Genomic DNA, 13,921 nt, shown 5'->3' with positions numbered 1-13,921 from the left:
TAGAATAAAGAATAAAGAATAAAGAATAAAGAATAAAGAATAAAGAATAAAGAATAAAGAATAAAGAATAAAGAATAAAGAATAAAGAATAAAGAATAAAGAATCATATTAATAATAAATTATAATGTTATGGGATTAATGAAGGTGTTTTCAGGAAGTGAAGTTCTGGCTATTGCTTTGCAACAAAGATTAGAAGAAGCAGGAGTTGAGACTACAAAAAAAGATAATATTCAATCGGCTCGTTTGGGCGGTTTTGGACAAACAGATTTGGCAGTTGAAGTATTTATTCAGGAAACTGATTTTGCAAAAGCAAATCCGGTTATTGAAGATTTCAGAATGAGTATTTAAACTTCATTTTAATTAGAAGAAACATAATGCAATATAAAATGCTAGTGCTCGACATGGATGATACCTTGTTGACAGACGATCATAAAATATCAGATTTAAATAAAAAAGTACTTCTCGAAGCGCAGGCAAAAGGGGTGTATGTAGTTTTGGCTTCCGGCAGACCAACATCGGCAATGACTGCTTTTGCTAAAGAATTAGAGTTAGACTTTAATGACTCTTATATTATTTCTTTTAATGGTGCTGTAATTAGTACTGTAAAAGACGATCTTATTTTGTTTGAACAATGTTTAACTCCGGAGCAAATTCATGATTTATATGATTATAGCATAAAAATGAAAACGCATATCATCACGTATCTTGACGGAGAAATTGTGAGCGAAACCGATTCTGAATATATCGAAATCGAAAAAGATATTACCGGATTGCCACACAATAAAGTGCCTGATTTTAAAGCGGCAGTTACCAAACCTGCAGTAAAATGTATTTTATTGGCAGAACCTTCTTATTTAAAAGAAGTAGAAAAAGATTTAAAATTGGCAATGCCTCATTTGAGTGTTGCGATGTCTAAACCTTTTTTCCTGGAAGCTGCTCAAAACGGAATCGATAAAGCGGCTAGTTTGAAACTTTTGGCTGCAAAATTAAACATTCATCAAAGTGAAATTATTGCTGTTGGAAATGCAGGAAATGATTTAACAATGATCGAATACGCCGGACTTGGAGTTTGGGTTGATAACGTAACGCCTGAACTGCGTGACAGAGCAGATGTAATTGTGGCATCAAATAATGATAATGGCGTTGCAGAGGTTGTCCAACGTTATATTCTAAATAATTAGCTAATGAAAAAGTCAATTGAAACAGAACGATTAATTTTGAGAGAATTACTTCTTTCAGATGCTGACGGAATGTTTGAATTGGATTCTAACCCTAACGTGCATATTTTTCTTGGAAAGAAACCGGTACGTACTATTGAAGAAAGCGTTGAGCAGATTAAAAATATTCAACAACAATATGAAGATTTTGGAATCGGACGCTGGGCAGTTATCTTAAAAGAAACGAATGAGTTTTTAGGCTGGTCCGGAATTAAATTCATTACAAATGAAATCAATAAGCATAAAGATTTTTATGAAATTGGATATCGTTTTATTGAAAAACATTGGGGAAAAGGATATGCAAGCGAAGCAGCAATAGATTTTGTTGATTATGCATTTACTGAAATGAAAGTCGATAAACTATACGCTTACGCAGATGAAGGAAACGAAAACTCAAGAAAAGTTCTTGAAAAACTGGGTTTTCATTATGTAAATTCATTTGAATACGAAAATGAATTAGAAGTTTGGTACGAACTTAAAAATCCGAACTTGTAAAAAATAATCAGAGAAATGTGTCCCAAATCTTTATCAACTTTCCTAACAAGTTTGAAAAGATTTGGAAAACAGCTCTTGGTTTTTATTCTCTGAAAATAGTTGTATATTATTTTTTAGCTACAGAAACAAAATATTTATTTCCATCACCCATAGTTAATTTTACACGTTCGTCGCAAAGATCAATAGCGAAGTTTACGCTTTCGTAACAGCTGCAAGTTGTGTTTTTGTCTTTAGACATTTCTGTTTTACAATTGTTGTTTTTAAAACTTGCCAATTGTGGAGTATACAAACTTACTAAATCTGTAGAAGCAGTAACTAACGAAATAATACTTGCAGAATTAGTATTTGTAATTCTGTAAACTATTCTGTCAGTATAATTTACTTCATTTACAGTTACTTTACGAATATAAGTATAGGCAGTCGATTCTGCACCTGGCTCTTTTACTTCAAACTTAAAACCAACTGCACGAATCGCAATGTCAAATTGTGACTGAGAGTTTAAACTAGCCCAAGTTGTCAGAGTGCTTATGGAAGGGAATGGGTTCGTAGCCGGAGCAGTTTGCGCTTGCGAATTGAAAAAGGTTAAGAACATCAAGCAGATCGTGGGTAAAAATGCTTTCATAATAAGTTTGGATTATTTTAATTTTTTGCCTACTCTTTATGGTTTTCGGCTTACCCATTTTTATTTATAACAAAACAACAACTTTTAACGCTAAAAATTTAGATTTGTTATGGCTAAATCTACGGTTTCTTATTGAATTTTTTTAATTTTTTTTTTCGGACTGTAAAATTACATTTTAAAAGATGAATTACATCAAGTTAATGTAAGAAAATTTTAAACTTAACATTAAAAAAACGTATTTAATCGATGAATTTTGCTTTTAATCGATAAATTTGTCATTTTATTCTTATTCAAAAATAATTTATTTTTTTCACGCACAAGTTTTATTTTCAGATTTGACATTAACGTGTAATGTTTTTAAGCCTGATTAAAATATATAATTACTGCAAAATATTGATATATAGTCTATTATTGATTTTATTTTAAAGAATATTGTATGTAAATTTGCAAACTCTCTAAACTGAGATGTAAATATAATATCTTACTACTTAAAACGTAGTGTATTCCCATGGAAAATAGAAAAAAAGTTGCTTTTTATACGCTTGGATGCAAATTGAATTTTTCAGAAACGTCTACAATTGCCCGAAACTTTAATGAAGAGGGTTTTGATCGAGTAGATTTTGAAGAAGTAGCAGACATATATGTAATCAATACATGCTCTGTAACAGAAAATGCTGACAAGCAATTTAAGCAGGTTGTAAAAAAAGCAATGAAACTTAACGATAAGGCTTTTGTTGCTGCCGTAGGTTGTTATGCGCAATTGAAACCGGAAGAATTGGCAGCTGTAGATGGTGTTGATTTGGTTTTGGGTGCTACAGAAAAATTTAAAATTACAGATTATATAAATGACTTAAGCAAAAATGACATGGGTGAAGTTCACTCCTGCGAAATTGCTGAAGCTGATTTTTATGTAGGAAGTTATTCAATTGGCGATCGTACGCGTGCTTTCCTGAAAGTTCAGGACGGTTGCGATTATAAATGTACTTATTGTACGATTCCGTTAGCAAGAGGAATTTCAAGAAGTGATGCTTTAGAGAATGTTTTGCAAAATGCTAAAGAAATCTCTGCTCAAAACATCAAAGAAATTGTTTTAACCGGAGTTAATATTGGCGACTACGGAAAGGGAGAATTTGGAAATAAAAAACACGAACATACTTTTCTTGAATTGGTTCAGGCTTTAGATGAGGTGGATGGAATTGAACGTTTGAGAATTTCATCGATCGAACCTAACTTATTGAAAAATGAAACGATAGAATTCGTTTCTAAAAGCCGCACTTTTGTACCGCATTTTCATATTCCGTTACAATCCGGAAGCAATGATATTTTAAAATTAATGAAACGCCGTTATTTACGTGAAGTTTACACAGAACGTGTAAATAAAATTCGCGAAGTAATGCCGCACGCTTGTATTGGTGTTGATGTTATTGTTGGTTTCCCGGGTGAAACTGACGAACACTTTTTAGAAACATACCATTTTTTAAATGAAATGGATATTTCCTATTTACACGTGTTTACCTATTCTGAAAGAGATAATACCGAAGCTGCAAATATGCCAGGAATTGTTCCGGCAAACGTAAGAGCAAAACGCAGCAAAATGCTACGCGGATTATCGGTAAAAAAACGCCGTGCTTTTTACGAAGGTCAATTAGGGACTAACAGAACTGTTTTATTCGAAAGTGAAAATAAAGAAGGTTACATTCACGGTTTTACTGAAAACTACGTAAAAGTAAAAACTCCGTGGAATCCCGAATTGGTAAATACTTTACAAGATATTAATCTAACAAAAATTGATGAAGACGGAAGCGTACGTTTAGAGTTTTTAAACAAATTAGCGGAAGTATAGAAATTATTGTGTCATTTCGACGAAGGAGAAATCACATCCAGAGAACAACGAACCGGAATTCCGTTATGTGATTTCTCGTTCCTCAAAATGACAACAAAATAAGAAAAGCCCTTTATCAAAAAGGGCTTTTCTTGTTTTTATAAAATACTATTTTATTTCTTTCTCAATTACCAATTTCAACGAATTAATATAATCCGTATCAAATTCAATTACTCTGATTTTTTCAGGATTAAAACTTAACTCACCACCAAACTGACCTTTTGTATCTAAAAAGTCAATCAGAAGTTCTTCTTCATTCAAAGAAATCAATTTTCCTAAATACGCTGATTTGGCTGATTTTTTTGAAATTTGAAAAATGCCGTATTTATTAGTTATGAAATTTACAATCGAATCTAAATCCCGAATTGGGATAATATCTTCGGCGTTGGTTTTTAAACCTTTTAAACGAATCACTTTTTCAGTAAAAGCAAGATCCTGATCTCTGTGAACGTTTTCGACATTTTTATTTTTCAAAATTACAAAACCATCCAAAATATAATCAACCGGATTGTTTCGTAACAAAATCCAATCATCAGAATAGTCAATTAAAAATCCGGTAAAAATTTCTTTCTTATCGCTAAATTCTATTGCAATTAATTGCCTTAAATATTGTTCCATCATATTTTTTTTTAAAAACTCCAATTTTAAAAACGCAAATTCCAATTCAAAAGTTGTTGGAATTTGGAATTTAAACATTGGAATTTAAGTTTAAGGATTTGTAGACCAAATACTGCTGTTTTTTATAAAAACGCGACGACTTAATTTAAGTTGTGCAATCAATAATTCTGCAATATCTTCAGATTGCATTACCTTTTCAGGGTTTCCGTCTGTCAGGTTTAAGTCTTTTGCCATATCAGTTGCAACAGTACTTGGCGTTAAAGCCGTAACACGAATATTGTGTTTTCTCATTTCCTGCATTAAAGAATCAGTTAATCCTAAAACCGCAAATTTAGAGGCACTGTAAGCACTTGTTAAGGCATTTCCATTTAATCCTGCCGTAGACGAAATGTTGATGATGTCACCTGTTTGCCTTTCGATCATATTCGGAATAACGGCGCGGGTTGCGTAGTACGTTCCCATTAAATTTACCTGAATGATTCTCTCCCATGCCGTTGGTTCTAATTCAAGGAATTTTCCAAAAGAAGCAATTCCGGCGCTGTTAATTAAAATATCAATATTTGTAAATTCAGCCAAAGCTTTTTCAACGGCATTATTTATAGAATTTATGTCTGAAACATCAGCAGATAAGGCTAATGATTTTACGCCTAAATTTGAAGTCTCAACTGCCAACTGATCTACATCAGCTTGTGTTCTTGAAACTAAAATTACGTTTACGCCTTCTTTGGCTAAAGCAATTGCAATTGCTTTTCCAATTCCTTTTCCGGCTCCGGTAATTAGGGCATTTTTATTTTTTAAGTCTGTCATCGTTTATTTTTTAGAAATGCAAAAAGCATCATTTAAAGTTACTACAAAAATATTGCATTTGCGAACTAAAATGATGCTTTTAGGTGTTTCTTAAACTAAGTTTAACAAACTTATTATTCTTTCAAAACCATGTCGATGCACATTACGGCAGCCAGGATTAATTGTCTTAGCGGACTATCTTGTGCTACGGTTTCTTCTATTTGAAGTACATAATTATCAGCACTGGTAAAAAACTCTTTTCCAATACCGGCCCATTTTTTATTTACCTGAGCCAATTGTTTATTTTCGTGAGAAAAATTAAAATCCCAACCCGTCCATTTTCCTTGTAATGTTGCGACCGGCTTTTCGTTTTTATCCAGAATTTCGAATTTTCCTCCAATAGAAAAAAACTTTTGTTTGAAGGTTCCCAATAAACGCTCTTTTTCATCAAAAACCTGAACCGTTGATCGAAACCATGCAATACCACGTTTTACCGAAATTAATTTTTCGCCTGAAGCTGTTGTAATTTCAATATCAAAAGGCGTCATTCTTTTATAATCTGTGAAACGAAACACTTTCGTGAAAAAACCGAGATTATTTTCTCTGCAATTCATAATGATCTGATTGCTTTCAAGATCATAAATATCATAATTGTTTGCGGCTTTAAACATTCCGACATGTTCTTTTACTAAAAATAGATTTTGGCTTAAAATTGGATTCATACGTGTGTAAAATATTTAGTGATTTGAATAAAGTCCAAATGTAAAGAAATATCTATTGATTATATTGCTTTGCAGACTCTGCTAAACGAATAAATTCTGCTTTATAACCTTCGGCATCATTTGTTACGCCTTGTTTCGCTAATTTCACAATATCTTCAGATGATTTATTTGTGATTAATTTTGAATCTCTCAATTTTAATCCAAACCAGGCAACCGCACTGCTGAATTTAAAATCATCACTCGCTTTTTCTAAAGAAACCGATTTGTTTTCAATCACATTCACCATTTCAATACTTTTATCACCATCCGGTTTTTTATAACGAAATTTTATCGTAGCCAGTTCATTAGAATAATTATTCGAATTTGTTTCTGTTTTAGTATACTTTAAAGCATCAGGCTGTTCTTTTAAATAATCGCTGCTAACTCCCGCAGGAATAACTTCATACAAAGCTGTAACGGTATGATTGTTTCCTAATTCGCCGGCATCAATCGCATCATTTTTAAAATCTTCCGGGCGTAATTTTCTGTTTTCATAGCCAATCAATCGATATGCCTGAACTTGTTTCGGATTGAATTCGATCTGAATTTTTACATCTTTAGCAATAGCGAACATCGAACCTTTAAATTCTTTTCCTAAAAAACGATTCGCTTCCTGAATATTGTCGATATAAGCATAATTTCCGTTTCCTTTATCGGCTAAAGTTTCCATTTTGCTGTCTTTATAATTGCCCATTCCGTAACCAAGGCAAGTTAAGAAAACACCTGTTTTTCTTTTTTGTTCAATCAGTTTTTCCATGTCTGAGTTAGATGAACTTCCAACATTAAAATCACCGTCAGTTGCCAGAATTACTCTGTTGTTTCCACTTTTAATAAAATTTTCACTAGCAATTTTATACGCCAATTCAATTCCTGCGCCTCAGGCTGTACTTCCTCCGGCTTGTAAATTGTCTAATGCAGCAATTATTGTTTTTTTCTCACCTCCCGATGTTGGTGGTAAAACCAATCCTGCAGCTCCAGCATAAACCACGATGGCAACTTTATCTTTAGCTCTTAACTCGTTCACCAATATTTTCATGGATTGCTGCAATAACGGTAATTTATTTACTTCACCCATTGAACCCGAAACATCGATGAGAAAAACAAGATTTGAAGCCGGTAAATCATCAGTTGGAATGTTTTTTCCCTGAATACCAATTCTTAAAATTTGGTTTTTAGAATTCCAAGGCGAATAACTCACTTCTGTATTAATAGAAAACGGATGTTCGTCTTTTGGCTGTGGATAATTGTATTTAAAAAAGTTTACCATTTCTTCAACACGAACAGCGTCTTTTGGAACTTCTTGTCCGTTATTAATAAAACGTCTGATATTTGTGTATGATGCATTATCAACATCAATAGAAAAAGTAGAAAGCGGTGCCGTTTTTGGGCTTTCAAAGGCATTTTCTACAAAAGTATCGTAATCTTCCTGAGTTGGTTCAGCAGGAATTGGCGTAATAATATTTAGTTTTTTATCTAATTCTTTTTCTGTGAGATTTTTATAAAGTTCATTTTTTGTTGAAATAATTACAACACCATTTGAAGCTTTACTTCCATAAATTGAAGTTGCTGCATCATCTTTTAAAACTTTTAAATCCTGAATGTCACTCGGATTAATTTTTGCCATTTGATTGGCTTTAGCATCAACTCCGTCAACGATATACATTGGTTCGTTTTTTTGAGAAACAGAATTGACTCCGCGTATCGTAACAATTGGACTTGGATTCGACATATATCCAATATTATTTTGAACTTGAACTCCCGAAACTTTGCCTTTAAGTGCTTGCGAAATATCTTTTTTTTCTTTTCTTTTTTCAACACGTGCATAACTTCGATCTTCATATTCTGAATTACTGGTGCCATAACCAACAACTACAACTTCATTTAAAGTTTGGTTTTCCGGATACAGTTTTATATTGATTATATTCGAATTTTCTACTTTCTGTCTTTGTGTTTTGTATCCAATAAAACTGTAGATTAAAAGATCTCCTTTTACAGCCTGAATACTGTATTCTCCTGAAAAATTCGTTATTGCTGTTGCTTTTGAATTCTGATTAGTAATGGTTACACCAGGAATTGGGAGTGTAGTTTCATCAGAAATAATTCCTGTAATTGTTTTTTCCTGTGCCGCAGTTACGAAACATATAAGCATAGTAATGGCTAATGAAATAAGTTTTAGACTTTTCATGATAGTAAGTTTTAAATTAATATTCGGATTTTATCTTTGTCAAAGCTTCAAACTTTTACAAAGATTTTTTGAAGTAAGATTATTTTTTGTTGACCGGTTTTCCTGTTTTGGTAGTAATGATAACAACTCCTTTTTTTCCTTTTTCGCCATATTTTGCTGTGGCTTCCAGATCCTGAAGAATGGTTATGGTTTTAATTTCCTGTTTGTCTAAAGGTGCGTACGGACTTGTTGGATTTGGACCATATAAATCATTTTCAGAATAATAAATTCCGTCAATAATATATAAAGGTTCGTCCAGAATTACCAATGAGTCTACATTTGAAGGTTCTAAATTTGAAAGTTCAGCAGACATCATTTTGTCTTTTTTTGCTTCATCGCTGTGCGCCATTGCAGTTCCGTTAAGGATAATTAGAGGGGCGTTTTTCTTAGCCATTGCAGCAGATGCTGATCTTTTGGCGGCAAACGAAACTTTAGCAGATTCTCTTTCTTTTGCATCAGAATAAGCTTCTGAATCTATTTTTCTTTTTATGTCTGAATTCTCTTCTTTTGAATATTCGGCTTCGGCTTGTACTGGAGCAACCATGAAATCTGCAGTAGCCTCTTGCGCAGTTGATGATCCCGTTCCGACAGCCTCAGAAATAGCAAGCTGTATTTCGTTTACAGCAACTTTTTGTTGATTTTTAACTTGATTATTTAAAATCTCAATTGCTTTTTCTTTTGGTACAATGTTAGAATCTTCTGCAACAGCATCTTTATTTTTTTCTACAACAGAATTTTGAATTGTTTCATCTTTATTAACAACCACTTTTGAGTTTGGAATTGTAGTTGTCTTTTCTGATTTTAAAAACTGAGCACCCAAAGAAATGATTAATAGGAGAGAAGCTGCGATTGCAATTTTTTTCCATAATGAAATCGCTTTTTTGTCTTCTTTTTTGTCGAGTTTGTCTTCAACGCGAGACCAGACTTTTTCCATCCCTGAAAAATCTTTCAGCTCTGAGTTGTGAGCCGCCTCTTTAAATTTATCGAATATTTTATCTTGATTGTCCATGACTATTTTGCTTTTTGATAATACAATTTATTTACTAATTCCTTCAACTTGGTTTTCGAAGCATTCAATTGTGATTTTGATGTGCCTTCAGAAATGTTGAGCATGCTGGCTATTTCCTTGTGTCCGTAACCTTCAATAACAAAAAGGTTAAAAACAGTTTTACAGCCGTCTGGAATATGGTTTAATAAATTGAGTAAATCCTCTTCTTCAAGAGCGTTAATTTCATCCGTAAAAGGTTGTGATAGCAATTTGACATCATCAAGATACATATTGAAATTAGTATGCTTCTTGATTGTTGCCAAACAATGGTTAACGGCTATTTTTCTTGCCCAGGCTTCAAAAGCTTTATCTTCCTTAAGTTGATCCAGTTTTGTAAATATGGTATAGAAAGCGTCAGCCATAGCTTCTTCAATTTCTTCTTCCTTTTTGAGGTATCGTTTGCAAACGCGATACAATTTTGGAGCCATATGCTCATAAACCTGACGCTGAGCATCGCGGTTCATTTTTTTGCAGTTAGAAATTAGCGTTTCGTTTATCACAATTGTTGTCTTTATACTAAAGAGAGAAGAAAAGATAAAAAGGTTGGGATGGATATGAAAAAAAAAATTTTTTTATAGGTTCAAAGGATCATAGTTTCAAAGTTACAAAGGTTTTGTAGAGACGCACAGCAGTGCGTCTAACGTTTTGTAAATCCACAATCTTTGTCATCCGGCATGTAACATTCTTTGTGTAGACGCACTGCTGTGCGCCTCTACGTTACTATGGAATCGAAATGCTTTGTGTCTTGTTGTATTATAATTTGTTTTAAAAGGTATGTATTGAAAACCCAAAAATCTTATTCTAAGGAAAAAATCTATTCTCCTAAACAAATATCATTATAAAATTCTACAATTTCTTTTATATCTTCAAAAACCCATTTGTAGCCTTTTAATTTTTTGACAATAAAATCACAGTCAGCGAAAAATTTGGAAGTGTTTTTTCTCCGGGCATTTAGAATTCCACAATTTAAACAAGTTGGATATTTGTCTTTTTGTTTTTTGATATAATAAAATTGAGATGCTTCACTTGGTTGAGAATATGATTTAGTTTGAGGATTATAGACAGTTGGCGGTGCATCATATGGATTATAAACCTGATCGGTAAGACTAAAATCTGATCCAAATTTTTTATATAAAGTTGCTTCTCCTTTTGTAATTATCTCTACCAATTTTGGTTTGTCTAAAGAATTTAATTTTACATATTCAAAAGTTCTTGTTGTGCCAGAATCAAAGAGCATAATTTTTTTAACGTATTCTTCATCCCATGTATCGGGTTTGTCATCCTGTGAAACTTTAAATTTTATTTTATTGAATTTTAAAGCAGCAAAACCTTTAATCGAATCTCCGTCTTTAAAATAAATTATAGCTTCTTCTGCTTGAGAGTAGCTTTTAAGACTTATAAGTAATAAAATAATTATGGTTTTATAGAGTTGTTTCATTGATAGATAAATATGTCTTTGACGGATATTTAATTTTATTTAAGAGGCAAACTCAAGTTAAAAATTTTAGTCTCTAAAAGTTCCGTATCATTATCTTCACAAAGCAAGAACTCAATTTTATCATTTGATTTTTTATAGAAAGTTAAACCTTCAAATTTATTGGTTGAAGTTATTTTTTGTGTAAAATCGATTTTCATAGTTTTAAGATCAATTCGGCCGATGAAACTTCCAAGAATATCGCCATCATCGTAAGTTGATTTGGTATCCTCCGCCGTTGAAAGGAAATAAATTTTGTCTTCTACTAAAATAGCATCGGTAAAACTTGAGCGAACGCCTTTTATTTTTGGAAGTTTATAATTGGTTGCGACTAGAGCAAATTCTTCTCCCAAGCTTTTAGCATGAATCGTAAAAATGGTGTTTTTATTTGAAATTCCGTTTCCACGATTGAATAAATACCAGTTTTCTCCATCGAAAATCGCGCCTTCCAGATTGAAATCTTCCGGTTTTATCTCTCCAAAACTTTGCATCAAAGCGTAAATATCTGCCAGATTATTTTTTTGTAAGATGGTTTTGGTTTTAAGATCAAAGGCAATCATTTTATTTCGGTTTTCTGTTGAACCGGAACCAAAAACATATAAAGTATCATTATGATGCGTGATCGATTCAAAATCGGGTTTTATGTTTTTTGGAATATTTTGCGACGGATTATCAATTAAAGGATGATGGCTTAATTGCTGATTTTGCATATTATATTCGTATAAATAACCGCTGTTATCGCCAATAATATACAGTGAATCATTATTGTAGAATAATCCTGATGCAGAACCGATTCCGATAATTTGAAATAATATTTCTAAAGTGAATTTTTCCATTAATGTTTGTTTAAAAGTCTTAAATTATCTTGATTTGATCTTTTTAAATGTGTTGTTTTTTTCTGCTTCTGAAGTAATATTTTCAAAAATATCAATTAGTAATTTACTCTTTAATTTGATATTGTGATCATAGTTCATATTTGATGGGAAATAATCATCTTTCTTTATAAAATTAAAACTGATAATTTCTTTTTCAATTATTATTCCATTTATCATGAATTTAAAATTCTGAGAACCCCCATGATCGACAGATGTAGTATATTTTGTTTTTTTTGAATTTTCGATAGTTTCATATTGGTAATCTTTAATTACTTCACTTTTAATTTTTTTTTCATTTGAAAAATAGATATCCCAAAAAGTATTTTTTGAAATACTCATTTTCGAAAATTCAAAACAGGTACTAATTTTATTTAAATATGTCTCTCCTTTTTTCTTCCAAAATATGTAAACAGGATAACTTAGAATATCATTTAAACCAAATTCTTTGCTATAACATAAAGTGCTGTCAGATGTTGTTTGCCTGCATCCAACGCAATAATCTTTATAAACACAAATAGTATCTATTTTTTGGGTTTGAAGTTCTTTAATGAAATTTGAGACTAATTCATCAATACTAATTTTTTGATTTGTTTGAGCATTTCCAAAAAAGGTCATAAACGAGATAAATAGAAAAAATATTATTTTCATTAAAATTAAAAAATGAATGTTGTTTTTAAAAATGATTGCCTAGTCCTGATAGCAATGGAAATACTTTGATAAGAAATTGTATTTTTTCCTGACAGAACAAAGCGACCGGAGGAAGCACTTGTTATGGTTTGGGAAAAAACATTTTATTGAAAAAGTATTACAATAAATAGCAGGAATATGCTTGGTAAAAATACTATATTTACTATTATAAAAAAATTAAGGTGTATGAAATCGATAGATCCAAATGATTTTAAAGTTACAGATAAAATAAAATTATCAAAGATTCCAACTTTGTTAGATGTGGATGCAGATGATGAAGAAAAAGAACAAAAATTGGAAAAGGTGAAAGGCAAACTGAGCGATTTGCAGGATGTAATGTATGCACACAATAAATATTCGGTTTTAATTTGCTTACAAGGAATGGACACTTCCGGAAAAGACAGTTTGATTAGAGAAGTTTTTAAAGAATTTAACCCGCGCGGAGTGGTGGTGCATAGTTTTAAAACGCCAAATTCAACTGAATTAGAGCATGATTATTTATGGAGACATTATATTGCATTACCGGAAAAAGGAAAATTTGCAATTTTTAACCGTACACATTATGAAAATGTGCTAGTTACGCGCGTACATCCGGAATATATTTTGGGCGAAAATTTACCGGGAATAAATTCTGTAGATGATATTACATCTAAATTCTGGAAAAAAAGAATTGAACAAATCAATAATTTTGAAAGTCATATCGCTGAAAACGGCACGATTGTGATGAAATTTTATCTGCACTTAAGTAAGGAAGAACAGCGCCAGCGTTTATTACGCAGACTTGAAGAAGGAAAACACAATTGGAAATTTTCTCCCGGAGATTTAGCAGAACGTGAACATTGGGATGAATATCAGGAATATTATGAAGAAGCCATAAACAAAACTTCGACGGAACATGCGCCCTGGTATATTGTTCCTGCAGATGATAAAGAAATGGCCCGTTATATCGTTGCCAAGATTATTTGGGAAGAAATGCAAAAACATACCGATATACAAGAACCTGAATTGGATGATAAAATAAAAGCCAATTTTGAGGATTATAAAAAACAATTAAAAAAAGAGTCTTAAAATTAGGCTCTTTTTTTTGTTTTAATGTTACTATAAGTTTATGAGTAATTTGTAGTACTAATTTAATGTTAATTTTCTGTATAAGGTTTATTGAGTTTTGCTTAAAGTCTTGTTTTTTTCATAATGTCTAAGTCATTTTTAGTTAAAGAGTAAGGATTTACTTT

The 13,921-nt window shown here is 31.9% G+C and carries 14 protein-coding genes and 1 pseudogene; 5 read left to right on the top strand and 10 right to left on the bottom strand.

Annotated features, from left to right (window positions below; translation table 11 throughout):
* The first annotated feature begins 129 nt into the window (after positions 1–129).
* The 3 genes from EV143_RS16480 to EV143_RS16470 are packed head-to-tail and all read left to right on the top strand — an operon-like array spanning position 130 to position 1,712.
* A complete protein-coding gene (locus EV143_RS16480; protein WP_059116437.1) occupies positions 130–348 on the top strand; it encodes a putative signal transducing protein in 219 nt (72 codons plus the stop codon).
* Positions 349–386: 38 nt separating this feature from the next.
* Positions 387–1,181 (top strand): Cof-type HAD-IIB family hydrolase, encoded by a 795-nt coding sequence (locus tag EV143_RS16475; protein WP_243739894.1) that lies wholly within the window; start codon positions 387–389, stop codon positions 1,179–1,181.
* Positions 1,182–1,184: 3 nt separating this feature from the next.
* Positions 1,185–1,712, top strand: a complete 528-nt coding sequence (locus EV143_RS16470) for a GNAT family N-acetyltransferase (RefSeq protein WP_133509025.1) — start codon at positions 1,185–1,187, stop codon at positions 1,710–1,712.
* 106 nt (positions 1,713–1,818) lie between these two features.
* On the opposite strand, the gene EV143_RS16465 is transcribed toward EV143_RS16470, so the two are convergent.
* Positions 1,819–2,334 carry a hypothetical protein gene (locus EV143_RS16465; RefSeq protein ID WP_133509024.1) on the bottom strand — a complete coding sequence of 172 codons (516 nt, stop codon included), beginning with the start codon at positions 2,332–2,334 and terminating at the stop codon, positions 1,819–1,821.
* 508 nt (positions 2,335–2,842) lie between these two features.
* On the opposite strand from EV143_RS16465, the gene mtaB reads away from it, so the two are divergent.
* The gene (gene mtaB / locus EV143_RS16460) at positions 2,843–4,177 is read left to right on the top strand and encodes a tRNA (N(6)-L-threonylcarbamoyladenosine(37)-C(2))-methylthiotransferase MtaB (RefSeq protein WP_133509023.1); all 1,335 of its coding nucleotides are present in this window, start codon (positions 2,843–2,845) and stop codon (positions 4,175–4,177) included.
* Between the two features lie 147 nt (positions 4,178–4,324).
* Here mtaB and EV143_RS16455 read toward each other — a convergent pair whose 3' ends face one another.
* From EV143_RS16455 to EV143_RS16415, 9 genes and pseudogenes are all read right to left on the bottom strand, one after another.
* Positions 4,325–4,834 carry a hypothetical protein gene (locus EV143_RS16455; RefSeq protein ID WP_133509074.1) on the bottom strand — a complete coding sequence of 170 codons (510 nt, stop codon included), beginning with the start codon at positions 4,832–4,834 and terminating at the stop codon, positions 4,325–4,327.
* Positions 4,835–4,924: 90 nt separating this feature from the next.
* The gene (locus EV143_RS16450) at positions 4,925–5,641 is read right to left on the bottom strand and encodes a 3-ketoacyl-ACP reductase (RefSeq protein ID WP_133509022.1); all 717 of its coding nucleotides are present in this window, start codon (positions 5,639–5,641) and stop codon (positions 4,925–4,927) included.
* 113 nt (positions 5,642–5,754) lie between these two features.
* Positions 5,755–6,342 (bottom strand): phospholipid scramblase-related protein, encoded by a 588-nt coding sequence (locus EV143_RS16445; RefSeq protein WP_133509021.1) that lies wholly within the window; start codon positions 6,340–6,342, stop codon positions 5,755–5,757.
* A gap of 52 nt (positions 6,343–6,394) precedes the next feature.
* Positions 6,395–8,566, bottom strand: a pseudogene (locus EV143_RS16440) (vWA domain-containing protein).
* A gap of 79 nt (positions 8,567–8,645) precedes the next feature.
* Positions 8,646–9,614, bottom strand: a complete 969-nt coding sequence (locus EV143_RS16435; protein ID WP_133509020.1) for a hypothetical protein — start codon at positions 9,612–9,614, stop codon at positions 8,646–8,648.
* A gap of 2 nt (positions 9,615–9,616) precedes the next feature.
* Positions 9,617–10,117: an RNA polymerase sigma factor gene (locus EV143_RS16430; RefSeq protein WP_133509019.1), complete on the bottom strand. Its 501-nt coding sequence runs from the start codon at positions 10,115–10,117 to the stop codon at positions 9,617–9,619.
* Between the two features lie 350 nt (positions 10,118–10,467).
* A complete protein-coding gene (locus EV143_RS16425; protein WP_133509018.1) occupies positions 10,468–11,091 on the bottom strand; it encodes a hypothetical protein in 624 nt (207 codons plus the stop codon).
* A 35-nt stretch (positions 11,092–11,126) separates the two neighbouring features.
* Positions 11,127–11,963, bottom strand: a complete 837-nt coding sequence (locus EV143_RS16420) for a DUF6929 family protein (RefSeq protein ID WP_133509017.1) — start codon at positions 11,961–11,963, stop codon at positions 11,127–11,129.
* A 24-nt stretch (positions 11,964–11,987) separates the two neighbouring features.
* A complete protein-coding gene (locus EV143_RS16415; protein WP_133509016.1) occupies positions 11,988–12,650 on the bottom strand; it encodes a hypothetical protein in 663 nt (220 codons plus the stop codon).
* A gap of 225 nt (positions 12,651–12,875) precedes the next feature.
* Between EV143_RS16415 and EV143_RS16410 the strand changes: the two genes are divergently transcribed.
* Positions 12,876–13,757 (top strand): PPK2 family polyphosphate kinase, encoded by an 882-nt coding sequence (locus EV143_RS16410; RefSeq protein WP_133509015.1) that lies wholly within the window; start codon positions 12,876–12,878, stop codon positions 13,755–13,757.
* The last annotated feature ends 164 nt before the right edge of the window (positions 13,758–13,921 follow it).

Source organism: Flavobacterium chryseum (genome assembly GCF_004362015.1).
In the GTDB taxonomy this organism is placed as follows: domain Bacteria; phylum Bacteroidota; class Bacteroidia; order Flavobacteriales; family Flavobacteriaceae; genus Flavobacterium.
The sequence above is the reverse complement of the archived record's forward strand: the minus strand, read 5'-3'. Positions and strand labels throughout refer to the sequence as shown.